Genomic DNA, 23,035 nt, shown 5'->3' on the forward strand with positions numbered 1-23,035 from the left:
CATGGCCGCCGCCTCGAACTCGACAGTCGCCCGGCGGCCGGTGCTGGACGGACCGGCGGACTACCTGATCGTCGCGCTCATCATCGTGGTCGTCACCGTCACCGCCGGAACCTGGGCCACCGGCCAGGTCGCTGGCCTGATCACCCATGCCGCCTGGCCCGACGTCCAGTTCGGCGACGCGTTCGCCGTCGCCAAGCAGGTCCCCCAGCACCTGGCTGACCCGAAGCTGGCCTGGCCCGAGCCGGCCAGGGCAGACCTGCCCGGCCCGCTCGGCTTCGCCATCGCCACCGCGATCGTCGTCCTTGCGATGATCACGGCGGGTGTCTTCGCCCTCCGCCGCCTCCGCCGCAACCGCTCGGTGCGCGGCTATGCCTCCCCGGCACAGCTGGCGAAGACGATGTCCGCCGCAGCCGTCGTCCGCCGTGGGCCGATCGTCCGGCCCTCCCTCAAGGGGCGCCGGATCAAGGCCGACGACGTCGCCGTGCGACTCGGTCGGACCATGGCGGGGATGCTGCTGTGGGCCTGCATCGAGTCGTCGGTGCTGATGCTCGCAGCCCCCCGCCAGGGCAAGACCAGCCAGGTGATCATCCCGTGGATCAAGGCGTGGCGAGGGCCGATGCTGGTCACCAGCGTCCGCGGCGACCTCCTCGATGCGACCGCGCTGATCCGTCGGAAGCTCGGACCCACCCTGGCGATGACCCCGACCGGCATGGTCGAGTGGCCCGACCAGGTCCAGTGGTCACCGGCCAGCGGATGCGCGGACTTCGGCAAGGCCATGCAGCGGGCTGACCTCATGGTCCGCATCGGCAAGAGTGAGACCTCCGACTCCAGCGGTGCCGGCTTCTTCGGCGCGACCGCAACGAGTCTGCTGGCCGCCTGGCTGCACGCAGCCGAGATCACCGACCGCACGATGGAGGACGTTCTCCGTTGGGCGTTCAACCCCCACGTCGAGGAGCCGATCAAGCTGCTCGCCGACTCCCGCCGGGCCGAACCCGGCGTTGCCGAGATGCTTGATGCCCTCTACCGGCAGCCCGGCGAGACCAGAGCGAACTTGTTCAGCACGGCCCAGACCGCTCTGACTCCCTTGTTCTCGCCGCTGGCCCGCCGGACCTTCGTTCCCAAGGCCGGCAACAGCATCGACATCGAGGCGTGGTTGCGGAGCAACGGGACCATCTACTTGCTGGTCGACAAGGAGGACTCCAAGGCGCTCGCGCCGCTGATCTCCGCGTTTGTCTCCGAGGTCTTCGGCACCGCCAAGCGGATCGCGGACCGCTCGCCGGGCGGCCGGCTCGACCCGCCGCTGGGCGCGCTGCTGGACGAGGTCGCCAACGTCACCCCCTTGCCGAACCTCCCCGATCTGATGAGCTTCGCAGGCGGCTCGGGCATCTACGTCCTGGCCGTGCTCCAGAACATGGCCCAGGCCCGTGCCATCTGGGGACACGACGGAGCGGAGATGCTCTGGGGCAGCTCCACCATCAAGATCGCGCTCGGCGGCCTCGGCGGCGCCGAACTCGAAGAGTTCTCGAAGTTGTCCGGGATCTACCGCGAGTCCCTGACCACGTACCAGAGCGGCAGCCACGGCACCACCATGCAGACCACCCTCCAGGACCGCAAGACGGTCACCCCCGACGAGATCCGCACCTTGGACGAGGAGAAGCGCGAGGCGCTGGTCATCCACGCCACCACGCCCCTCGCCAAGGTCAGGATGCTGCGCCACTACGAGGGCGCCGACCGGAAGGTGTACGAGGAGAGCGTCGAGTGGGCGAAGCGCTACCGCGCCGGCGAACTCGACCCGACCGAGGTGGCCGCATGACGCCCCGACCCACCTGGAGCACAGGCCACCACGAGCAGAGCACCGAGGCCGACCGCCTCTGGGAAGCCCGCTTCGACCGGCGGCACCACCAGGGACTGCTCCGCCGCCCCGCCGCCCCCACCGACTGCACCCTCCGCTGGAGCGGTCCGGTACGCGGCATCGACGGCGCGCTGTACCACGCCGGTATCGACCACACCGGCGCCCCCGTCGTGGCGGTGTTCAGCCCCGGCTACCAGGAGACCGTGCCCGCTCTGTGGCCGACCGACGACTGGACCACCCACCGAGCCAGCGCCGACGGCCCCTTCCACCCGCTCAGCACATGGCGCCCCACCCGAGCCGACCACGAGGACCTCGTGCTCGCCTACCTCGCCCAGCGCCCGCGCGAACTCGCCGACCTCGGAACCTGGGTGCCGGTGGACGCGTTCACCACCCACGTCCGGTACGGCATCTACGAGGCGATGCTGGCGCTCCACGCAGAGGCCGCCCCGGTGACCCCCGAGGCCATCGCGGGCCGCATCCGCCTGAGCATCGCGGCACTCTCTCCGCGCCTGGCCACCCTGGTCGCTACCACGATGGACACCACCGCCTACCTTCGCCGACTGCTGCTCACGCCCAGCACATCGGTCGAGGCGCTCGACGCTGCCGTTCACCTCGTGATGACCGACTGGAAGGCCGGAGCCCCCACGGGCCGGCCGGACTCCGCCGAGAGCACCCGCACCCTGCCCGCCCAGCTCCAGCTCCAGCTCCAGGACCAGAGATGACCGAATCCGCGATCACGCCGATCGGCCGGGTCAAGCACCGCCCGCACGCGCGGATACGCCCGATCCGCCGACGCCAAACCGACAGCACGGCCACCACCGGCACTGGGGCTGGCCCCGCAGGGACGGGCCCGCGTACGCGTCTGGTCGAGTGGCACACTATGACCGGCCCCGAGCGGGTCGTGGCGTGGGCGGGCCTCTGCGACTGGGTGATCTGGCTGCACGACCGCTACGAGCTAGCCGTGGAATCACGGCTACCGCAGTGCTGGGCCGAGCACCCGGGCTTGATCGAGGAGCTGTGGGCGCTCAAGGTCTGGCGGGAGGAAATCTACGGAGCCGGCGCAGACCAGCAGGTTGGCCAAGCGGCCCGCTACTGGCACGCCGAGCTTCGCGCGGTGGTGGCCAACGCGACCGGCGTCTACGCAACGGCCTGCCGCACCGGGCACCGAGCACCCGAGATCCGGGCCGCCGAGTCCCCGGAACTCCAGAAGCGGTGGACCGAAGCCGATGCCTGGGCCGGGATTCCGGGCAAGCTGCTCGCCGCCCACGCGGACACCGCCGAAGCCGGCAGCCCTGACCGCCTCACCGCCGTCCAGATGGACGACGCCCGCGCCCGCGGCCTCGCCGCACCGATCAGCCCCGGCATCCCCGAGTACGTGCGGTTCGCCGATGCCTGGTGGGCGGTCGAACTGGGCGGCGACTGGCTGCGCGTCGTCAACGAGGACCTACTGGAACGCCTGGATGAGGCAGCTGCCCGGATGACAGCCGCCGACGACGCAGCCCGCCGCTACCGGGAAGCCACCACTGGATCGAAGTCGAGGACGAACCGATGACCCACCCCGACCTCGCGCTGCGCGCCGAGCAGGCCGTCATCGGTGCCGCGCTGCGCGATCCCCGACAACTCGACCAGATCGCTTACCTGACCCCGGACCGGATGGCCCACCCAACCAACCGGGCCTTGATGACCGCCCTGATCGAGTCACGGACCAGCAACCCCACGGCACCCGCTGCCCGGATGCCGGAACTGGTCGCTCAGAAGGCTGCCGTCCGAGGAGTCGGCGCCGACTACCTTCGACGGATTGCCGACGCCGCACCGCAGCCCCGAACTATCGCGAGCTACGCCCGGCTCGTGCAAGAGGCTGCTGTCCGGCGCGACCTCGCGCTCCACCTCGACCGGCTCCGCACGACCACCGCTGGCCAGCGCGGGCCGGAACCGTCGCTCGACCGGCTCGCCCAGCGGCTCGAACCGGCCCAGCCAAACGCCAGGTTCAGCGAGCCGGCCCCCGAGCCGTACCAGCCGCGTACTCAGCCGACCAACGGCCAGGAGGTGCAGGTCGACGTCCGGCTTGAGCGCCAGGACGCGGTGCTTGCGGACCTTCTCCAGCACCCCGAGCGTGTCCGGGATGTGAGCGCCTGGCTCTACCCCGAGGCGTTCGAGGCGGGACTGCGTAGGGAGGTCTACGAGGCGATCGTCGTTGTCGCCGAGCGTGGCGAGCCGGTTGATCAGCTGACCGTCGAGTGGGAGGTGTATCGGCAGGACCCGGAGCGCTACGAGGTCAAGGTCGAGGTGACCGTGGAAGAACGGCCCGACTACCTCGCCCGCCTCGCCACCACTGCGGTCGTCGTCGGTGCTGCTGTCGAACTGGGCGGGGAGATCTTGGCCGAGGACATCCGGACGAAGCTTGCGGCCGACTTCGGCAGCATCGACGTGACCACCCGCGGCCCGGGCGCCGAGCCCAAGCTGAGCCCGGACGTCAGGATGACCGGGCCAGCCCCGCAGGTGGAGCCCGCCCCGCTCCTGCAACCGCCTCCAGCACAGCAGGCTCCCACCATCCAGCCGACCATCCGGCCGTGAGGGGGACGCGATGATCAGTTCCGAAGCAGGCGTGCAGGCAGACCTCAGTCATGCCGCGATGGACGTCGCCCTGGCCGACGGCACGGCCCGCCACCTCAGCGAGACGATCAGCGACTTCGCCTGGTACGAGTCGAGTTGGTGGATCTACGACCGGGCCGGTTGGTGGCAGGTGACGAGGGCGGACGTAGCGGCCGGGCTGGACCTCATGGCACAGAACATGCGCCTTGCTGACCAGGCAGTCGCCAGAGCGGCGCGTGAAGGCAGCTGAAGGGTGCGCCTTGGTAGTCCAGCCGTTACCGCCCACGTCATCCACGCAATGGATCAAGAGAGCCGATACGGGCGTGGGCGGAAGCCGTCACCCTCGCCGTCGCACGCGACCACGGCACCACCCACGTGGAGGTCTCCGACAGGGGCGACTGCGGTTGGACCAGTTGGCGGGGTCGCTCGTGGTTGGGACATCACGACCTTCACCCGGAGCCGATCTGTTGCTGGCGCGCACGCCGCCTTGGCCGCAGACAGACGGGTACGCCCCCCGAGTGGTGCTCAGAACTGGCAGGATCGCTGCCATGAGGATTCTCGTCTTGGGTGGCACTTGGTTCCTTGGCCGAGCTGTTGTGGACGCGGCGCTGCAACGGGGCTGGGAGGTCACCACCTTCACCAGGGGGCGGTCCGGAGTGCCAGCGGCTGGAGCTCGCCATGTCCTGGGCGACCGCACCAGGCATGCCGATCTTGAGCGGCTGGCGACCCATGGCCCTTGGGACGCGGTGATTGATACTTCCAGCACCGAGCTCTCCCCCCGTGGGGTTTTCCTCAGTACCACGATCTTGCGACCCCACGTCACCCGGTGGGTCCACGTCTCTACGGTGTCGGTCTATCAGGGGTGGCCGCACCACCGGCTGACGGAGGACGGTCCGATTCTCGACAGCCCCCCGGACGCCGACGAGACCTTCGGGTACACCGGCCCGGACGGCTCTCCGACGGTCTATGGCTTCCAGAAGGCGGGAGGCGAGCGAGCTGTCCGGGCCGTCTTCGGCGGCAACTGCACCTTCTTGCGCCCCGGCGTGATCCTCGGACCGGGTGAGTACGTCGGCCGCCTGCCGTGGTGGCTTGGACGAGCGGCCCGCGGTGGCCGCATCCTCGCCCCTGCGCCAGCAGAACGGCGTATTCAGCCCGTTGATGTGCGCGACGTTGCCGCCTTCGCCGTCGACAGGGCAGCCGCGTCGGAAGACGGGGTCTTCAACATCACCCACCCGACCGGGATCACCTTCGAAGCGTTCATTCTGGAGTGCCTCAAGGCGACGGGCGGCACCGGTACGCCTGTGTGGGCAGACGAACAGTTGCTCGCGGAACACGGTGTCACGCAGTGGACCGAACTGCCGTTGTGGCGGACGCACCAGGGCGTCTGGGACGTCGACTCCAGCCGGGCTGTCGCGGCCGGCCTGCGCTGCCGACCGGTGGAGCAGACCATCGCGGAGACGTGGGCGTGGCTCAGGGAGGGCGGCGAACTGGTTGACCACCCCAGGCGCCACGCCCACGGCATCGGCTCGCAGAAGGAGGAGCAGGTGCTCGCCGACCTCGGCTGAGCAACTACGCCCCGATCGCCGGGATCGGACCGATCTGTGCACTCGCTGTCACGGCCATGTACGTCTCGATTCGTTCGGCCAGCTCAGCAGTCGCAGTCCCGGTCCCAGCTAGGGCGTGCGCAGCCAGGTCTTGGCGCAGGTTGCTCATCCGGTCCGTCACGCCTTCGACCCTCCACTCGCGCGGCAGGTTGAAGACGGGCGCTACCACTTCCGCGGCCCCCTCCAGTTCGCCAGCCAGGATATGCGCGCGGGCCATGTCCGCGTACGCCTGGGCCAGGTCGGTCTGCTCCTGCGGGCTCAGAGTGGACTCGCCGGAGCCCGCAGGTGTCATCTGGCTGATCGCTTCCTGCGTTGAGCGGAGCGCACTCGGCCCGTCCGCGAGCAGGAGGTAGGTCGTACCGTTGCTCATCAGCGCCCGGCGGCGGGTGAAGCTGAACTCGCCGGCGACATCATCGTGCAGTTCATCGCGTGCATCGCTCCCGGGCTCCAGCGCGGCCACGGCGGCACGACGCGCTTGCACCGAGTCACCCAGATGCGCGTACGCACGAGCTTCGATCACGCCCAGCCGCAGGCGGGCGGTGTCGCCGAGCCCATCGAAGCCCTGGGCGATCCGGACCAACTCCACCGCTTGCGACGGCCGATGGTCCCAGTAGGCGAGCAGTGCCAGGGTGCCATGAGCGTGTGCCTGGAGGGGGCCGTACGTGATCACCTGCCCGTACATCGCGGCGGAGCGAGCGAACGACACAGCAGCGGAAAGAGAGCCAAGGTCGAAGGCGGTGGTCGCTAGGATGGAAGCCGCCTGGCCTGCGACGAGGTAGAGCCGGGCTCGCTGCGCCACTATCTGCGTCCGATCCAACATCGCCTGGGCCACGGCCAGCAGGTCTCGACCCTTGCTGTACACGGCGACCGGAGGCTGGCTCAGATACGCGCGTGCCAAAGCCCTGGCGTCGTCCTCCAGCTCGTTGAGGGTCATGTCGGGGAGGTTGTTTCCGGCGGCATCGCCTGCGTGGGCAGCAGCCTGACGTGCAGTCATGAGCAGTTCGCTTTCATCGAGCATGGGGTCCAGCAAGGTGGACGGCCCATCGGTACACAAGGAGAAGAGGTCCTGCGCAGAGATGCTGAACATCCGTTCCAGGATCTCTGGTGCAGGATGGCGCGGCATCGACACGCCGCCGACTTTCCAGCGGTGGAGGGTCATTGGAGTGAGCACTGGATCATCGAACGCCCGTTCACTGGTGAGCTTGTAGAGCTCCGCAGCTGCGGATTTGTAGAGGGCCAGGAACCGCTCGAAGGTCATGCGGCCGTCGTCGATTAACTTGCCAAGCAGGGTCTTCACTTGCCGGGGCCTCCCGTCCGCGCACCGAGGTTCGTTGTTCTTCTACCCGCTGGATATCACTCGGACGACGCACCACGCTCGCTCTACGGAGGAAGTGTTAGCGAGTGTTATCGGCCGGACCTGAGGTTCACCCGACGGGCCGTCAAGTGATGTCTCAGCGTTGTAGCTCCGTTATGGCGAGTACCGGCATCCTTGATCCCCGCAAGCGAACCAGGCCGGAGCGTACGTCGCTCCTGAACATGGGAGCGACGCACATGGTGACCCGAAGCCCGGTAGCGCCTCTCCGGAAGTGGGAGACGTTCGTCCGTTCTGACCTGACGTCAGTGCGGGCAGTTCGTCACCTCGCGGCCGACGTACTCGCCGGCTGGGGTTGGGACGGAGCGCCGCTTGAGAATGCGGTCATCGTCTGCTCGGAACTCCTTGCGAACGCCATCTTCCACGGCACGCGACCGGGTGACGAGATCGCGGTGCGTGTCGAGGAGTTGGACGGGGGCTGCCGGATCGAGGTGGTGGACACCCGGCCGGATCTGGTGCCGACCGCTCGGATTGCTGGTGCGACGGAGGAGCGCGGGCGGGGATTGCTGCTGGTGCGTGCCTGCTCCGCGGACCTGGACGTTGTGCCGGAGCGGGGCCGGAAGACGGTCTCGGCGCGGGTGCGGAACTGTCTGCCTGGAACGGCAGCGTGACGCGGCAGTCCCGTTCCCGCGAGAGGGTGACCAAGCCGTGCGGGTGAAGGGAAGCCCCCTTTCGCCCGAAGCTGCATCGACTAGTTGGGAGAACAGCGTGGCCGACTCGAACGAGCGCCGACCCGAGGTGTTGCGGTCGGAGATGGTGGACCGTCTTCGTGCGGAGGGTGCGGTCCGGAGCGACGCGGTCGCCGAGGCGATGCGCACGGTGCCGAGGGAGATGTTCGCGCCGGAGGCTGAGCTGGAGGCCGTGTACGACGCGAGCCGAGCGGTGGTGACCCGGCGGGATGAGCACGGGTTGGCGACCAGCTCGGTGTCGGCTCCCTCGATCCAGGCTTCGATGCTGGAGCAGGCCGGGGTGCGGCCGGGTGACCGGGTGCTGGAGATCGGCTCGGGTGGCTACTACGCAGCGTTGCTGGCCGAACTGGTCGGAGAGACCGGCTCGGTGGTGACGGTCGACATCGACCCGTTCGTCACCGACCGTGCCGCCCGGTTCCTCGACCAGGCCGGCTACAGCCGGGTGAGCGTAGTGCTGGCGGACGGCGAGGAGCCGTTGAAGGAGCACGGTCCGTTCGACCGGATTGTGGTCACCGTCGGAGCCTGGGACCTGTCCCGGGCCTGGACCGACCAGCTCGCCGAGGACGGTGTGATCGTCGTCCCGCTGCGGATGCGGGGCGTCACCCGCTCGCTCGCGCTGCGCCGGGACGGGGAGCGCCTGGTGAGCGAGTCGGCGCGGCCGTGCGGGTTCGTGCGGATGCAGGGCGGGGGCGCGCACGACGAGCGCCTGGTGCTGCTGCGCGGGGAGGAGGTGGGGCTGCGCTTCGACGAGGACCCGGTGCCGGACACCTCCGGGCTGGAGGGCGTGCTGGATCAGCCGAAGGTCGAGGTGTGGCTGTCGGTGGAGGTCGGCGAGCAGGAGCCGCTGGACTCCCTGTTCCTGTGGCTGGTCATGGATCGCCGCTTCGGCCAGCTGTCGGTGAACCCGAAGCTGGACACCAAGACTGTCACCCCGGCCAACAAGATGGCCTGCCCGGCCGTGGTGGACGGTGCCAGCCTCGCCTACCTTTCCCTGCGCAAGGTGGCGGAGGAGCCGGCCCGGTACGAGCTCGGCGCGGCCGGGCACGGCCCGGAGGCCGGACGCCTGACCGAGGTGATCGCCGAGCAGGTGAAGACCTGGGACACCACCCACCGCTACGGCGCGGACCCGGTCTTCACCGTCCAGCCGGCGGGCACCCCCGACGCCGAACTCCCGTCCGGCTACTTCATCGACAAGCGGAACACCCGCATCACGATCTCCTGGCCGTAGTCCGCGGCCAGGTTCCACAGCACCACCGACCTGGGAGGGAACGGGATATGACCCGGACCGTCAACGCCGAGATCAGCAACGGCGAGTTCGACCTGGACCTGCGGATCACCGAGGGCGCCGACGTCGTCGCCGACCTGCTGCGCAGCACCGACGACGGCTGCGACCCCACCTGCGGGGGTTCGTGCACCAGCAACGCCGGCAACGTCTGATCCACCACGTGATCAGCTGGGATGCGGCCGGGCAACCGCGCTTCGCCCCGGTAGGGGCCCCGTGAGGGAGTTCGCCTTCCCCGACCGCATCCCGGCCCGTGCAGGGCACCGGTGGGCACAGCCCGGTGCGGCACTTCACCAGCGGCACGGCCGCCTCACGATCCCCTGGCCACAACCCGTGGCAGGGGTCCACAGCACCACCGACCTGGGAGGGAACGGGACATGACCCAGAACGTCAACGCCGCGACCAACAACGGCGAGTTCGACCTGGACCTGCGGATCACCGAGGGCGCGGACGTCGTCGCCGACCTGCTGCGCAGCACCGACGACGGGTGCGGCCAGACCTGCGGCGGCGCCTGCACCAGCAACGGCGGCAACGTCTGATCCAGGTCAGCACCTGAGTAGTACCCAGTGGCCCGGTGCGCGGCCAGCAGATCCGCGCACCGGGCCGTCCTGTCTTCGAACCCGTGGGGGGAACACGATGTACCGCGCAGGTGCCACGGCCGTGGCCAGGATCTCGGCCCGGCCGACCGAATCGCTCAGCGTGAAGTGGCCGGAGTTGACCGGCGAGGCCGGAGCGAGTGCCGAGGGGTGGCGGGCCTGGCTCGAATCGGCCTGGACAGACGGTGAGTTGGTGTCGGCGATCGAGGTGGCCGCCGGAGCCCAGCTCACCGAGCGGGTGGCCGCGATCGTGGCCGGCGGCGCGATCGCGCCGGTGCGGCTGCGGCGGCTGGTCCTCTCGGTGATGCGCTACGCGCTGCGGGCGGGGCGGGCCACGCCGTTCGGCCTGTTCGCCGGAGTCGGCCCCGCCCGGTTCGGTGACCGGACCGATGTGCCGGAGGGGACGAAGCCGTTAGCGGTGGCCCGAGTGGACGCGATCTGGCTGGACCAGGTGGTGCGCCGTCTGGAAGACCTGCTGCTGGAGCGGCTGCCGGTGGCGGCGAACACCCTGTGCGTCGTACGCGGTGGCCGGCTGGTGCTGCCGGTGCGCCCGGGCACCGGGGCGAGCGGACCGGTGGAGGCATCTGTGCGGCTGACCGGGGCCGTCGAGCTGGTGCTGGAGACCGCCCGGAAGGGCTGCACCATCGGGGAGCTGACGGACCGGCTGCTGGCGCGCTTCCCCCAGCAGAGCGCGGCGTCGGCCCGCCGGATGCTGGGCACGCTGATGGACAGCCGGGTGCTGCTGAGCGTGCTGCGGGCACCGACGACGGCGGTCGATCCGCTGGAGGACCTGCTGGGCGTCCTGGACGCGGTGCGGGCCGACGAGGTCCCGCAGGTCGGGCAGGTGCTGGCCGATCTGCGGGCGGTGCAGCGGGATGTGCGCTGGCACAACGACCAGGGCACCGCAGCCGCGCAGCGGGAGGCCCGCGGGGTGCTGGTCGCGCGGATGCGCGAGCTGATGCCGGAGTCCGGCCAGTGCCTGATGGTGGACCTGCGCTGGCCGGGTGAGATCACCCTGCCGCAGGTGGTTCGGGAGCAGGCCGAGCGCGCCGCCGCCCTGCTGACCCGGCTGAGCCCCCGCCCCGACGGGCACCCGGCCTGGGCGGAGTACCACGGCCGGTTCGTGGACCTCTACGGTCCGGGCGCGGTCGTCGCGGTCACCGACCTGCTCAACCCGGACACCGGGCTGGGCCTGCCCGCCCGCTACCGGGGCTCCCAGCTTCCCGAGCCGGCCCGGCGGCTGTCCCGCCGTGACGAGCGGCTGTTCGCCCTCGCCCAGCGGGCCGCCGTGGAAGGCAGCGTCGAGGTGCTGCTGGACGACGATCTGCTGGACCACCTCGCCCCCGACGCCGAGCCCGCCGCAGTGCAGCCGAACGCCGAGATCACGTTCCACCTGGCGGCGGGCAACCAGGCGCTGCTCGACCAGAGCTCGTTCACGCTGACGGTGACCGGTGCCCCGCGCGCCGCCGCGACCACCACCGGCCGCTTCCTCTACCTGCTGGGTGAGGAGTGGACGGCCCAGGCCCAGGCGGCGGCGACGCTTCGGGAGGACGCCGTCGCGGTGCAGGTCTCCGCGCCGCCGCTGGTGCCCAAGGTCCAGAACGTCACCCGCGCGCCGGAGGTGCTGCCGGTGCTCCACCTCGGCGAACACCCGGGCCTCGGCAGCGCGGCGGGGGTGCGGCTGGAGGAGCTGGGGGTGTGCGCGGACGAGCGGCGGATGTGGCTGGTCCACCTCGCCGACGGCCTGCCGGTGGAGCCCCGGATGCTGAACGCGGCGGAGTTCCGGTCCGTCACCGATCCCGTCGTCCGGTTCCTGTGCGAGATCACCAACGCCCGCACCCCGCAGTACACCGGCTTCGACTGGGGCGCGGCCGGCCGCCTACCGTTCCTGCCCCGCCTGCGCCACGGCCGGATCGTCCTGGCACCGGCACAGTGGCGGCTCCCCGCCGCCGACCTGCCCGGCTTTGATGCGACGTGGCCGCAGTGGGAGAGCGCCGTCCGTGGGTGGCTGCGCACCTACCACGTCCTGCAGCACGTCAACCTGCGCCAGCGCGACCTCAAGCTCCCGCTCGACCTCCAGCAGAGCGCCCACCTCGCGCTGCTGCGCGATCACCTCCAGCACGATGCGGACGCCGTCCTCAGCGAGGCCCCGGTGCCCGGCGCGAACGGCTGGACCGGAGGCCGGGCGCACGAGATCACCGTGCAGTTGGACAGCACCCTCCCGCAGCTCCCGAACCGACGGCACCGCTGCCCCGTGCGAACCGTCCGCCCGGACAGCGGCCACCTGCCGGGCGCCTCCCCGTGGCTGTCCGCCCGCCTGTACGGCAACCCGGACCGCGTGGAGGAGATCCTCCACGAGCACCTGCCCCGCCTGCTCGGGCAGTGGATCAACCCGCCGCAGTGGTGGTTCCTTCGGCACGTCGAGGGCGGCCACCACCTACGCCTGCGCCTTCGCCTTCCGCAGGCCGCCGCCTTCACCCTGGCCGGCGAGCGGGTCGGCGAGTGGACCCGCCAACTGCGCGCGCAGGGCCTGGTCACCCGCCTGACCCTGGACACCTACCAGCCCGAGACCGGCCGCTACGGCCACGGCGCGGTGCTCGACCTCGCGGAGCAGGTGTTCGCCGCCGACTCCCGCGCCGTCCTTCTCCAACTCGCCTACGCCCGGCAAGCGGAGAAGGACCTGCGCGCAGTGGCCGCAGCGGGGCTGTGCGCGCTGACCACTGGCCTGCTCGGCACCGGGGCCGGCCTGGACTGGCTGCTGGACCGCGTCCCGCACCGGATCGGGGTGCGGGTGGACCGCGACCTCCACCAGCAGGCCGTGCGCCTCGGTGACCTGAGCGGCGGCTGGGCCGAACTGCGGGAGTCCGCCGCGGGACGGGACCTGCTGCACGCCTGGGCGGCCCGTGCCTCCGTCCTCGCCGACTACCGCCACCAGCTCAACCAGAGCGGCGAGTTGAGGCCGGAGACCGTTGTCGGCTCGCTGCTGCACCTGCACGTCGTGCGGATGCTCGGCATCGACGCCGACGGCGAGCGCCTGGTCCACCACCTCGCACGGGCCGCCGCCTCCGCCGCCTGCGCCCGGCAGCTGGCCGGTGCCCGGTGAACACCACCCAGCGCCACCGCGCCCAACGCCACCTCGGCACCCTCACCTCCGAGTTGGCCCTACCCCCGGCCGACCGCGGACCGAGCTGGGGCCAGTCCCTCGCCCACGGCTCGCCCGGCATCGCCCTGCTGCACATCGAACGGGCCGCCACCGGCCTCGGCGACTGGGACACCGTCCACACCTGGCTGCGCGCCTCGATGCGTTCAACCGTGCGCTCCGACACGGCCACCGGCCTGTTCTTCGGTGCCGAAGCCGTCGCCTTCGCCGTCCACACCGCCGCCGCCCACGGCCCCGGCGCCTACACCCAGGCCCTGGCCACCCTGGACACCGCCGTCGCGCACGCCACCACCGCGCGGCTGGAGCAGGCCCACGCCCGCATCACCCAGGGCGAGCGGCCGGCGTTCGCCGAGTTCGACCTGATCTACGGCCTCACCGGCACCGGCGCACTCCTGCGCCAGCGCGACCCGCACGGGGCCCTGCTGCGCGACGTGCTCACCTACCTGGTGCGCCTGACCGAGCCGCTGCCCGGCGGCGAGGTCGGCTGGTGGACCGACCTGGCCCCCTCCGGGAAGCCCGACCCGCAGTTCCCGGGCGGACACGGCAACTTCGGCATCGCCCACGGCATCACCGGCCCGCTCGCTCTCCTGGCCCTGGCCCTGCGCGACGGCATCGAGGTGCCCGGCCAGCGGGAGGCGATCGGACGGATCACCGCCTGGCTGGACACCTGGCAGCAGGACGGCGGCCACGGCACCTGGTGGCCCGACCGCATCACCCCCACCGACGAACGCCGAGGCCGCCCGCACCTGGTCCGCCCGGCCCGCCCGTCCTGGTGCTACGGCACCCCCGGCATCGCCCGCGCCCAGCAGCTCGCCGCCCTCGCCACCGGGGACACCGCCCGGCAGAAGAGGGCGGAGCTGGCGATGCTCGCCGCGCTCGGCGACCCCCGCCAGACCGGGCAGTTCACCGACACCTCGCTGTGCCACGGCACCACCGGCGCCCTGCTGACCGCCCACCGGATCGTCGCCGACGCGGCCAGCCCGCACCGAGGCGCCGCGCTGCTGTTCGCCGCCGGACGCCTCGCGGACCGCGAACCCGCCGCCGACGACGCCGGCCTGCTCGAAGGCGCCGCCGGGATCGCGCTCGCCCTGCACACCGCCGCCCGCGAGGACCTCCCCGCCTCCGGCTGGGACGCCTGCCTCCTGCTGACCTGAGGGACCACCATGACCAGCACCGACACGATCCGGCCCGAGGTGCCGCAGGCACCGGCCGCCCCACCCTGGCTCCAGCAGCACCTCCTGATCGCCGACCCCACCGACATGCTCGCCGAGATGTTCGCCGCCCTGCGCCTGGGTCCGGGCATGACCGCCCTGGAAGAGGCCGGGGTCATCGTCTCCTGGCACTTCCTGCGCAAGGGCGAGCGGTGGCGCCTGCGCTACCAGGTCCCCTCCGACCGGCACGCCGATGCCGCCACCGCCGCCGTCACCACCCTGCTGCGGGCCGGCCTGGCCACAAGCGCGCTGACCGGGTGGCGGCCGGTGATCTACGAACCCGAAAGCCGCGCCTTCGGCGGCCCGGCCGCCATGGAGGTCGCCCACCGGCACTTCCACACCGACAGCCGCCACACCCTCACCTACCTTCTGTCCGTCCACGATGGCGAACGCGCCGACCAGCGCAAGGAGTTGGCTCTCCTGCTGGCCACCGCGCTGATGCGCGGCGCGGGCCTGGACTGGTACGAGCAGGGCGACGTCTGGGCGACCATCGCCGACCACCGCACCCCAGCCACCGCACCCACCCCCACCCTGCGGAACTCCGCCCGCCAACTGATCAGCGTCGACAGCGGACCCGGCTCCAGGCTGATGAAGGGCCAACTCCACTACGCCGCAACCTGGTTCGAGGGCCACCTTGCGGCCGGTGCGGATCTGGCCGCTCTGGCGCTGGAGGGCCGGCTGACGCGCGGCCTGCGGGCGGTCACTGCGCACCTGCTGCTGTTCCACTTCAACCGGCTCGGTCTCAGCGCGAACGAGCAGGGCCTGCTGGCCGCCGCTGCTGCGGAGAGCATCCTCAACGGGGAGGACCGGTGACCGCGCCCGGCCCGCTCGCGGACGCGATCCGCCGCTTCCCCCTCATCTCGCGCAAGCGCGCCCGCGCCCTCCCGCTCGCCGCCCGCCTGCGGGATCTGGCCGACGTCGCCGACGAGGCCGACCGCAACAACGACCTACGCGCCGCCTCCCGCGTGCGCAACCGGGCCGCCCTGCTGGCCACCGACACCGGCCAGATGGCCGAAGCCCGCCAGCTGTGCCACGAACACGCCGCCCTGTTCCTCGCGGCCCGCCCCCTGCCCATGCCCTACGCCACCTTCGCACTGGAGCCGCTGGTCAACCTCGTCCTCCTCAAGCTCAGGTGCGACGAGCCCGACGTGGCCTTCGACCTGGTCAACACCCTCGCGGACGCGGTGACTTCGCGCACCGACGCCATGCTGGACGGTTACCTGGTACCGCTCGCCGATCTGACCCGCCCCGGCCCAGACCACCACGAGTGCGTCGAGTGGATCGACAGTGTCCGCCTCTACGAGGGAGCACGCGCGCTCGTTCGTGCCGGACGCTGGGACCAGGCCCACGCCCACCTGCGCCAAGGTGACGGGATCACCAGCCGGATCTTCGACGGCCACCAGGTCGCCGTCATCTCCACCGCCCTTGGCGGCCGGCCCGCCGCCGCCCTGGACCTGCTCGCCCGAACCCCGCACGAAGAGCCCTGGGAGCACGCCGTCGGTGCGGCCCTCACCGTGCTGTGCCAGCTCACGGCGGGGCACCCGGCCGTCGACGCGGGGGAGGCGATGCTGGCGCACTTCGGGCGGATGAACCGCGCCCAGGACCCGCTGGCCGACACCCGTCTCGGCCTGGCCACCGTCGACCTCGCCACCGCCACCGGCGACACCGAGCTCACCGACCGGGCCGCCCGCCTCACCGCCGAACGCGCCACCCAGCACGCGGACGCCTACACCGCCCGCGAAGTCCTCCAGCACCCGCTGATCCGCGCCCAGCTGAGACCGCTGGACCTGCACGTACTGGCCGAGACCGTCGAGCAGGCCGGACTCGGCCGCCACGGCCCGACCCACGAACAGCGACGCCAAGTCACCGCCGCGCTCCGGCGCGCCGACAACGTGATCGTTCGCAACCTTCCCCGCTGACCCGCCCTCTTCGACAGCTGCTTCCCGGAGACCACCTTGCCCACCGACGCCCGCACCACGGCCCAGCCCGTGACCGGCAGCACCGCCGGACCCGACGATCCCGCGCTCAGAGCGGCGGCAGCCGAGCTCACCCCGAACGAGGTCGAGGTGCTGCGCCTGCTGGCGGGAGCCCTGAGTGACCGCGAGGTGGCCGACCGGCTGGCGATGAGGGAGGTGGACGTGTCCGCCAACGCGCTGTCGGCGGTGCGGCGCCTGGGCGCCCCGGACCGCGCCACCGCGATCCTGCGCGCGATTCACTTCGAGGTGATCTCCGCCGACGCGCTTCCGCCCGCCCGAGCGGCCGGCCAGTACATGACGCGCCGCCAGAAGGACGTGCTCCCCCTGATGGCGGCCGGGCTCATCTACCCCCAGATCAGCCGACGCCTCGGCATCGCCGAAGCGACCGTCCGCGGTCACGCCAGGTCGGCGCTCTGGTGCGTGGGTGCGAGCACCCGCCACGAAGGCATCCTGCTCGCGGCCCGCACCGGTCTGGTGACGACCGCCGACGCCTGGCCGCCCTTGCGGCAGACCAGCCCAGCCGAGGGAGAACCGGCGTGACCTGGCCGATAGACGAGAACCTCCCCGCGAAGCTGGTGATCCCCGGGATAGCCGCCTTCGCGCGAGCGGACCGTCCCGAGACACCAGTGCCCAACGACGGCAACCCGTGGGTCACCGGCCGGTGCTGGCTGTACTGCCGGCGCGACAACGTCCTGGTGATCTGGATCGGCCCGGTCACCGTGGTCGGCGCAACGGCCGCGATGTTCGCCTGCGCGACCTGCATCAGCCGCCTCAACGATCTGCTCTGGGACGAACTGCTGGTCGGCACAACCGCCCCCGCCCCGGAACTCCCCGCTCCGGCAGCCCCGGTGGCTGCGGCGGTGACCCTGACCCATCGCCCGGCGGCCCGCCGGCCGGTCCTGCTCGCGCCCGCCCGGACGAGCCACCGGCGACCCCGCAAGCGCTCCGAGCTGCTCGGCGCCACCCTGCCCGGCTGGCTCTCGCGGCTCAGCCGCCGGGCCCGGACCGAGCTCCAACCCGCCTCGTCCTCGTACACCCACGGGCCCACACCCGCCCTGTAGAGAAAGAGAGAGCATGAACCCCGACAACGACTTGCTCACGATCGCCAGTTGGAACATCGAGCACGACGGATGGGAGTCCGACGGCCGCGGCGGAGGCAACCTCAACCGCTGGTACGCCGCCCACGAGTTCCTCGCCGGACTGGGGCCGTTCGCGGCCGTCGCTCGGCAGGAGATGACCCACTCCCTCACCTGGCGGGGGCGCATGGCCTGGCAGGCGGGGAGCGCGCTCGGCGGCCTGATCCCGTTCGTCCACCCGACCCCGACCCCGGCCAGCCGCAACCCCACCGGCTTGCTCCTCGACACCCGGGAGTTCTGGCCGGTGGGGGAGTGGCCGGAGAACAAGAACTGGTGGCACGGCCCCACCGCCGTCGAGGTCCGGCTGGCTGGCACCGCGCCGGACGCCGCGACCCTGGTCCTGGGCTCGGTGCACCTGTCCTCGCGCTCGCCCCACACCCGCGAGGTCGAGGCGGACATGATCACCGGCTGGATGGAGGGCAGGCGGGCCGTGCTGGTCACCGGTGACATGAACTCCTACTCCGCCCAGGACGAGGGTCTGCCCAACTTCGACACGGTCATTGACCGGCCGTTCACCGCGCACCGCACCCTGGACGGCCGCACCCCGCACACGGTCCCGGACGAGATCCTGCGCCGGGCCGGCCTGGTGGACCTGGCCCGCTACGCGGCCGAGCAACTCGGCCAGCCGGAGGCGCTCGCGCCCACCGGGTCGATGCGCAGGCCCGACCAGGGCGGCGGCCAGCGCATCGACCGCGCGTACCTCAACGAGCGACTCGCCCCCGCTCTTCGGTCGTTCGAGGTCCACACCGACCTGTCGCTGTCCGACCACTCGCTGCTCGTCATGACGTTCGACCGCCAAGAGCTGACCGAGCGACTGAATGCCTTCGGCCGGGCCGCGTGAGCCCGGTTCCCCCGCCCGTCCCGAACCTCCTGGAACAGATCGTGAGCCCCTTCTCTGCGCCACCGGATCTCCCCCAGGACCTCGCCGACGTCCTCTCGGTGCTGGTGGACCTGCCGTTCGCCGCGCTGGAGCCGGGCCTGGTCGCCGCCGCGCTCGGCACCCGCCCGGACGCGGTCGCCGACGCCCTGCCCCGACTCGCCACCGCCGGGCTGTTGCGCCCCCACCCGTTCGCCGAGGGCTTGTGGGTGTTCCCGGACGGACGCCGGGTGTCCCCGCTGCCGGCCCGCCGCACCGACCCCACCGAGCAACTGGACCGGCTCCGGCGGGCGGTGGCGTGGTGGCTCGCCTCCCTGGTCGCCGCGGAACGCCAGCTCGCTCCCTGGCACCGGCCGGTGGCCAGCGCCCCAAGGTGGGACCACAGCCCGGTGCAGCCGCTCGCGTTCGGCAGCTGCGAGCTGGCACGGACGTGGGCGGTCGCACAAGAAGGCAGCGTGATCGCGGTGATCGCGGCTGCCGCGCTCCGGTGGGACCACGTCGCCTGGCGGGCCACCCTGGCGGCGTCCCGGACACTGTGGCGTGTTCGTCCCGAGCCCGGTGTTCAGCTGCTGTGCGCGAACTGGGCCGTGCCTGCGGTACGGGATGGCGGCAGCAGGCAGGAGGTCCGGGCGGTGCTGCTCGCCCGCTCAGGCGCCGCCCGGCAGGTCGGCAAGTACTCGGATGCCTGCGACGACGCGGACGCCGCCCTCTACTCGGCGGAGGAGGACGGGGACGAGCGCCACCGGGGGGATGCCCTGCATGCCCTGGGCAGCGCGCTGCTGGCCGCCGGGCGAGCCGATCGCGCCCGCGAGCGCTTCACCGAGGCGCTGGCGGTGCGGGAGGAGGTGGGCGACGAGCGGGCGGTGGCGCTCACCCGGCTGCTGATCGGACTGTGCCACCAGGATATGGCTTCCCCGGAGCGGGCCTTGGCCGAACTCGACGCCGCAGGCGCGATGCTGACGCGAGCGGAGGACGTGTTCGGCCAGGCGCGGGCGCTCGCCCACATCGCCCGGATCAGGGCCGGTCTGGGCAGCAGGGACAGGGAGGAGGCGCTGGCCGGCTTCGAGCGGGCGGCCGGACTGTTCGCCGCCGTCCGCGCCGACCCGTGGCGGGCCCGCTGCCTCACCTGGTGGGCCACCACCCTCCCGGCCGCGCAGCGGGAGGCCGCCATGGAACTGCTCATCGAGGCCACGGGCTTGTTCGGCGACGCCTTCCACACCGATCGGGCCACGGCCACCGGCGCTCTCGCGGCTCACGCGAAGCGCCGTCCATGACCGAGGCGTGGGTGTGCCGTTGGTCAGCCCCGCGCCGCCGCCGGATGCACCACTGCACACACTGGCCCGCCTGCGGGCGGAGCCAGCGGTGCGGCTGGGCGGGGGCGCCTGTACGTGCTGGACGCTGGCTCCCGCAGCGGGCAACAGCCGGCGGTGCTGCCCCGTGTGCCTGGGCGTCCGGCCCTGCCGCCCGCGCCGGGCTGCGACGGCCAGCCCGAGCTGGTCCCAGGCACCGCCCTCATCGCCGTGGATGACAGCCACGTGCTGCTCGCCCCAGCCCCACCACCCGCACACCCGCGCCGCCACCGCGGCAACCAGCTGACAGGACAACGCCCTTGACCGCCCTGACCCCGGCCGGCGCCCCGGAGGTGACCGAACCCGGACCACCGGACGAACTCGCCGCCACCGTACGGCACGCCCTCGAAGTCGCCGCCTCCCGACGCCAGTTCGACACCACCGGCGCGACCCCGATCACCGTGGGGGTGGTCCGCCTCCCCGCCGCCGCCGACGGCGCCGGCGTCATCGCCAAGATCCACCGCACGGGGACGAACCGCGAAGCCGCTCTACTGGAGGCCGCGGTCGCCTCCTGGGTCCTGGAGCACGGGATACCGACCGCCCGGCCGCTCGGGCTCCCGACCGCCGTGCGCAGCCAGATGGTGTCCTTCTCAGAAGACCTCGGACCGGGCGGCACGGCGGACCCGGAGGAGCGAGCCGTACTGCTCGCCCTCCTGCACGCCCTGCCCACCCCCACCGGCCTACGCCTACCCCAAGTCGCGCCCGCCGCCCGCCTGCTGCGCCGTCTCAAGGCCCTGCCTGTCACGGTGATGAACGGTGCGGCCCGCCGGGAGGTGTGGCTGCACCTTCAAGAAGTCGAACGGCTGTGGAAGCGTAGGGAGCCGCTGACCCGCCGCCGCCTCATCCACGGGGACATCAACGCGTCGAACACCGTCGTCGGACGCGACGGCATCCCGCGCCTGATCAACTGGAGGGCCGCCGCCGTCGGCCCTCCCGGCCTCGACCTGGCCACTGAAGCCGTCCGGCGCGACTTCTTCAACGCGGACCCCCGGGACTACGCGCGGTTCCACACCGAGTACGGCCACGACATCACCCGCGACGACACCGGCCGCACCTACGCGGTGCTGGCCGCCCGCGCCGCCGCCGAGGGAGTCATCACCGCCGCCGAACTCGCTGTTCACGACCCGAAGTGGCGCCCGGAGTACCTGCTGCGACTCGCCTGTCTGTCCGGGCAGGGCACTCCCGGCTTCGTCTACCCGTGGCTGTGGCGAACCGGCAGCCAGCTCGCCCCGCCACCCCCGCCGCCCGGCCCCAGCCGGGCAACACCCGCTACGAGCAGTAGAGCCGAGGAGCGCACTGTGGCTGACAGCGCACGGATCTTCATGGTCACCAGCCGCGCCTTCTCCACCATCGCGGCCGACATCGCCCGCCTCGCGGACGGGCGCGTCGACCAGGAGTTCACCGGCCTCGACCGGGCGGCGGTGCGCCTGGTCGAGGGCCCCGCCGGGACCTCGTGCGCCATCGAGCCGAACGTCTTCATCGAGCACGCCGACGCGCCGCCGGATGAGCACAACGCCTACGACGGCTACCCCGTGATGGTCGAAATCTGGCAGCCGAACAAGGACTACGACCAGCTGCGCGCGGTCGCGCGGCGGGTCTTCGACGCCCTGGCACAGGCCCCCGGCGCCGCTCCGCTCCTGCTGGTCTGGGAGCTGGAGTGGCCGCTCGCCGCGTTCCTCCCCACCAAGGGAGTGCACGACTTCCCGGAGGGCACCTCCGTGGACGCCGAGCACCGAGCGCACTGGGAGCCCTGGGTGGCACCGCGCGCCTGAACACTGCCAGCCCCGCTCGAACCAACCGAGACCGCCGGCCTCTCGCCGGGCCGTCTCCGACTCGCCATCCAGAAGGACGATCATGAGCTGCCCGCCCGACCCCAACCCGCCCACCATCAAGCCGCGCCCAGGCGCGAGCACCGACACCGGGCGGGCCGCGTGATGCCCGGACGTGCTCCTGGCGGCCCGCAGCGTGGAGCGGTCGACACCACCGCAGCAGCGGGTATGCCTCCCGCCGTGCGAGAGGCGCTGGAGAGCGCCAGCGCCTCGCAGGGCTTCAACACCGACGGTGCCGCCCTGCTCCACCACAACCAGCACTGGGTGCTCCGCTTACCGCGCGCCACCCCCAGCGGCTCGGTCGTCGCGAAGATCCATAAGGAGGGCACCGACCGCCTCGCCGTTACCCGGCAGGTGGCGACCGCCAACTGGCTCCATGACAACGGGGTCCTCACCGCCCGCCCGGCCGGAACCGGCTGGCCGGTCCTCGCGGGCCAGCACCTGGTGACCTTCACGCATGATCTGGGCACCGGTGGCCCCGCGACCCCGCGGGCCCTCGGCCGCGCGCTCGCCCGCCTGCACGCCCTCCCCGTTCCCCGCGACCTGAACCTGCCCCGTGTCGACCCCGCCGCCAGTCTGCTGGCCCGGATCGAGCAACTGCCCGACCACGTACTCGACCCCGAAGACCGGAACTGGCTGACCACTTACGTCCACACCCTCGGCGAGCGGTTCGACACCACGCAGTGGCCCGGCGAGCCGGTCGTCCTCCACGCCGACCTCGCCACCCAGAACACGATCACGATCGACCTCGACGAGGCCGCGCTGATCGACTGGGAGTACGCCTGCTACGGCCCCGAGGTGTGCGACCTGGCCTTCCTCGCCTGGTCCCGCGACGGCTTCGGAGGCAGCCCGCGTCACTACGACCAGTTCGCCACCACCTACGGCCTCGACGTCACCACCGTCCACGGCGGCACCCTCTACCGGCAGGTCCTCGCACCCCTGCGGGCCGTGGTCGGCGTCGTCATCGCCCTGGAAGCCGCCACCCGCGCTCCCGACTGGGCGGACGAGGCCGCGCACCGGATCGCGTGCGTCCGCGCCCAAGAAGCCGGCCACCCCCGGTACCCCTGGGCCTGGAGCGGCTCCGTCGCGTACATCAGGCCAGCCGAACTCAGCCGCGCCTGACGCCCGCCCTGGCCGGACCACCCCCACCCGACCGAAGCCGTGATGAGGATCTCGGAAAGTCCAGGGAGCCCCATCAGCCGTGGCACGCTGTCAGCGGCCAGTTGCATCTCCCCACGGGCGGCCACCTGATGGGGAGTCACTTGGCCGCGGTCCTCACTACAGTCAGTGACGGTAATCAACCCGCCTCCACGGAGCGACTTCGGCTTTCGCCGCACGCCGCCCACGCGGCCGCGAATGGCAAGGCGCGCTCCGATTCGGCGACGATCTAGGACGGGATCTGTCCTCTTTCCAGCCTAGTGCCGCATCAGGCAACCTTTGCCCCGTGATGGATGACCAATGTGATGCCACCCGAAGCGGGCGGTATCACCGTGGCCGGCCATCGTGGGGC

21 protein-coding genes are annotated in these 23,035 nt (G+C 71.9%); 20 read left to right on the forward strand and 1 reads right to left on the reverse strand.

Annotation, left to right across the window (positions count from 1 at the left end):
* Position 1 precedes the first annotated feature (1 nt).
* The 6 genes from ACIRPK_RS33310 (at position 2) to ACIRPK_RS33335 (ending at position 6,009) form a co-directional block, all read left to right on the forward strand.
* Positions 2-1,813, forward strand: a complete 1,812-nt coding sequence (locus ACIRPK_RS33310; protein ID WP_403045710.1) for a type IV secretory system conjugative DNA transfer family protein — start codon at positions 2-4, stop codon at positions 1,811-1,813.
* Positions 1,810-2,574, forward strand: a complete 765-nt coding sequence (locus tag ACIRPK_RS33315; RefSeq protein ID WP_403045713.1) for a hypothetical protein — start codon at positions 1,810-1,812, stop codon at positions 2,572-2,574. The genes ACIRPK_RS33310 and ACIRPK_RS33315 overlap by 4 nt, the downstream gene beginning before the upstream one ends.
* A complete protein-coding gene (locus tag ACIRPK_RS33320; RefSeq protein WP_403045716.1) occupies positions 2,571-3,404 on the forward strand; it encodes a hypothetical protein in 834 nt (277 codons plus the stop codon). The genes ACIRPK_RS33315 and ACIRPK_RS33320 overlap by 4 nt, the downstream gene beginning before the upstream one ends.
* A complete protein-coding gene (locus tag ACIRPK_RS33325) occupies positions 3,401-4,426 on the forward strand; it encodes a DnaB-like helicase N-terminal domain-containing protein (RefSeq protein ID WP_403045719.1) in 1,026 nt (341 codons plus the stop codon). The genes ACIRPK_RS33320 and ACIRPK_RS33325 overlap by 4 nt, the downstream gene beginning before the upstream one ends.
* A 10-nt stretch (positions 4,427-4,436) precedes the next feature.
* Positions 4,437-4,694 carry a hypothetical protein gene (locus ACIRPK_RS33330; protein WP_403045722.1) on the forward strand — a complete coding sequence of 86 codons (258 nt, stop codon included), beginning with the start codon at positions 4,437-4,439 and terminating at the stop codon, positions 4,692-4,694.
* 298 nt (positions 4,695-4,992) lie between these two features.
* Positions 4,993-6,009, forward strand: coding sequence for an NAD-dependent epimerase/dehydratase family protein (locus ACIRPK_RS33335; protein ID WP_403045724.1), 1,017 nt, complete (start codon positions 4,993-4,995; stop codon positions 6,007-6,009).
* Between the two features lie 4 nt (positions 6,010-6,013).
* On the opposite strand, the gene ACIRPK_RS33340 is transcribed toward ACIRPK_RS33335, so the two are convergent.
* Positions 6,014-7,345, reverse strand: a complete 1,332-nt coding sequence (locus tag ACIRPK_RS33340; RefSeq protein ID WP_403045727.1) for a hypothetical protein — start codon at positions 7,343-7,345, stop codon at positions 6,014-6,016.
* Positions 7,346-7,599: 254 nt separating this feature from the next.
* Between ACIRPK_RS33340 and ACIRPK_RS33345 the strand changes: the two genes are divergently transcribed.
* The 14 genes from ACIRPK_RS33345 to ACIRPK_RS33410 all read left to right on the forward strand — a co-directional run bounded on the left by ACIRPK_RS33345 (position 7,600) and on the right by ACIRPK_RS33410 (position 22,647).
* On the forward strand, positions 7,600-8,031 hold the full coding sequence (locus ACIRPK_RS33345; RefSeq protein WP_403045729.1) for an ATP-binding protein: 432 nt from the start codon (positions 7,600-7,602) through the stop codon (positions 8,029-8,031).
* 97 nt (positions 8,032-8,128) lie between these two features.
* On the forward strand, positions 8,129-9,337 hold the full coding sequence (fxlM, locus tag ACIRPK_RS33350; protein WP_403045732.1) for a methyltransferase, FxLD system: 1,209 nt from the start codon (positions 8,129-8,131) through the stop codon (positions 9,335-9,337).
* A 47-nt stretch (positions 9,338-9,384) separates the two neighbouring features.
* Positions 9,385-9,546, forward strand: coding sequence for an FxLD family lanthipeptide (locus tag ACIRPK_RS33355; protein WP_403045735.1), 162 nt, complete (start codon positions 9,385-9,387; stop codon positions 9,544-9,546).
* A gap of 222 nt (positions 9,547-9,768) precedes the next feature.
* Positions 9,769-9,930, forward strand: a complete 162-nt coding sequence (locus tag ACIRPK_RS33360; RefSeq protein ID WP_403045738.1) for an FxLD family lanthipeptide — start codon at positions 9,769-9,771, stop codon at positions 9,928-9,930.
* 121 nt (positions 9,931-10,051) lie between these two features.
* The gene (locus ACIRPK_RS33365) at positions 10,052-13,090 is read left to right on the forward strand and encodes a lantibiotic dehydratase (protein WP_403045741.1); all 3,039 of its coding nucleotides are present in this window, start codon (positions 10,052-10,054) and stop codon (positions 13,088-13,090) included.
* Positions 13,087-14,301, forward strand: a complete 1,215-nt coding sequence (locus tag ACIRPK_RS33370; protein WP_403045744.1) for a lanthionine synthetase C family protein — start codon at positions 13,087-13,089, stop codon at positions 14,299-14,301. Before ACIRPK_RS33365 ends, ACIRPK_RS33370 begins: the two co-directional genes overlap by 4 nt.
* A 9-nt stretch (positions 14,302-14,310) precedes the next feature.
* Positions 14,311-15,171, forward strand: a complete 861-nt coding sequence (locus ACIRPK_RS33375; protein ID WP_403045747.1) for a thiopeptide-type bacteriocin biosynthesis protein — start codon at positions 14,311-14,313, stop codon at positions 15,169-15,171.
* Positions 15,168-16,277, forward strand: coding sequence for a hypothetical protein (locus ACIRPK_RS33380; protein WP_403045750.1), 1,110 nt, complete (start codon positions 15,168-15,170; stop codon positions 16,275-16,277). The genes ACIRPK_RS33375 and ACIRPK_RS33380 overlap by 4 nt, the downstream gene beginning before the upstream one ends.
* A 36-nt stretch (positions 16,278-16,313) precedes the next feature.
* Positions 16,314-16,874, forward strand: a complete 561-nt coding sequence (locus ACIRPK_RS33385; RefSeq protein ID WP_403045753.1) for a LuxR C-terminal-related transcriptional regulator — start codon at positions 16,314-16,316, stop codon at positions 16,872-16,874.
* Complete coding sequence (locus tag ACIRPK_RS33390) at positions 16,871-17,395, forward strand: hypothetical protein (RefSeq protein WP_403045755.1); 525 nt, start codon at positions 16,871-16,873, stop codon at positions 17,393-17,395. Before ACIRPK_RS33385 ends, ACIRPK_RS33390 begins: the two co-directional genes overlap by 4 nt.
* 13 nt (positions 17,396-17,408) lie before the next feature.
* A complete protein-coding gene (locus ACIRPK_RS33395) occupies positions 17,409-18,311 on the forward strand; it encodes an endonuclease/exonuclease/phosphatase family protein (RefSeq protein WP_403045757.1) in 903 nt (300 codons plus the stop codon).
* 41 nt (positions 18,312-18,352) lie between these two features.
* Positions 18,353-19,621, forward strand: a complete 1,269-nt coding sequence (locus ACIRPK_RS33400; protein ID WP_403045760.1) for a hypothetical protein — start codon at positions 18,353-18,355, stop codon at positions 19,619-19,621.
* 335 nt (positions 19,622-19,956) lie between these two features.
* On the forward strand, positions 19,957-21,468 hold the full coding sequence (locus ACIRPK_RS33405; protein WP_403045763.1) for a phosphotransferase family protein: 1,512 nt from the start codon (positions 19,957-19,959) through the stop codon (positions 21,466-21,468).
* 237 nt (positions 21,469-21,705) lie between these two features.
* Complete coding sequence (locus ACIRPK_RS33410; RefSeq protein ID WP_403045765.1) at positions 21,706-22,647, forward strand: phosphotransferase; 942 nt, start codon at positions 21,706-21,708, stop codon at positions 22,645-22,647.
* Positions 22,648-23,035 lie beyond the last annotated feature (388 nt).

This window comes from Kitasatospora sp. NPDC101801 (assembly GCF_044766665.1).
In the GTDB taxonomy this organism is placed as follows: Bacteria; Actinomycetota; Actinomycetes; order Streptomycetales; family Streptomycetaceae; genus Kitasatospora.

Excerpts from the sequence above, each read along its gene's own strand:
- ACIRPK_RS33375 (WP_403045747.1), top strand. The coding sequence starts at position 14,311 with ATGACCAGCACCGACACGATCCGGCCCGAGGTGCCGCAGGCACCGGCC.
- ACIRPK_RS33335 (WP_403045724.1), top strand. The coding sequence starts at position 4,993 with ATGAGGATTCTCGTCTTGGGTGGCACTTGGTTCCTTGGCCGAGCTGTT.
- ACIRPK_RS33325 (WP_403045719.1), top strand. The coding sequence starts at position 3,401 with ATGACCCACCCCGACCTCGCGCTGCGCGCCGAGCAGGCCGTCATCGGT.
- ACIRPK_RS33360 (WP_403045738.1), top strand. The coding sequence starts at position 9,769 with ATGACCCAGAACGTCAACGCCGCGACCAACAACGGCGAGTTCGACCTG.
- ACIRPK_RS33345 (WP_403045729.1), top strand. The coding sequence starts at position 7,600 with ATGGTGACCCGAAGCCCGGTAGCGCCTCTCCGGAAGTGGGAGACGTTC.
- ACIRPK_RS33315 (WP_403045713.1), top strand. The coding sequence starts at position 1,810 with ATGACGCCCCGACCCACCTGGAGCACAGGCCACCACGAGCAGAGCACC.
- ACIRPK_RS33330 (WP_403045722.1), top strand. The coding sequence starts at position 4,437 with ATGATCAGTTCCGAAGCAGGCGTGCAGGCAGACCTCAGTCATGCCGCG.
- ACIRPK_RS33395 (WP_403045757.1), top strand. The coding sequence starts at position 17,409 with ATGAACCCCGACAACGACTTGCTCACGATCGCCAGTTGGAACATCGAG.
- ACIRPK_RS33310 (WP_403045710.1), top strand. The coding sequence starts at position 2 with ATGGCCGCCGCCTCGAACTCGACAGTCGCCCGGCGGCCGGTGCTGGAC.
- ACIRPK_RS33320 (WP_403045716.1), top strand. The coding sequence starts at position 2,571 with ATGACCGAATCCGCGATCACGCCGATCGGCCGGGTCAAGCACCGCCCG.
- ACIRPK_RS33355 (WP_403045735.1), top strand. The coding sequence starts at position 9,385 with ATGACCCGGACCGTCAACGCCGAGATCAGCAACGGCGAGTTCGACCTG.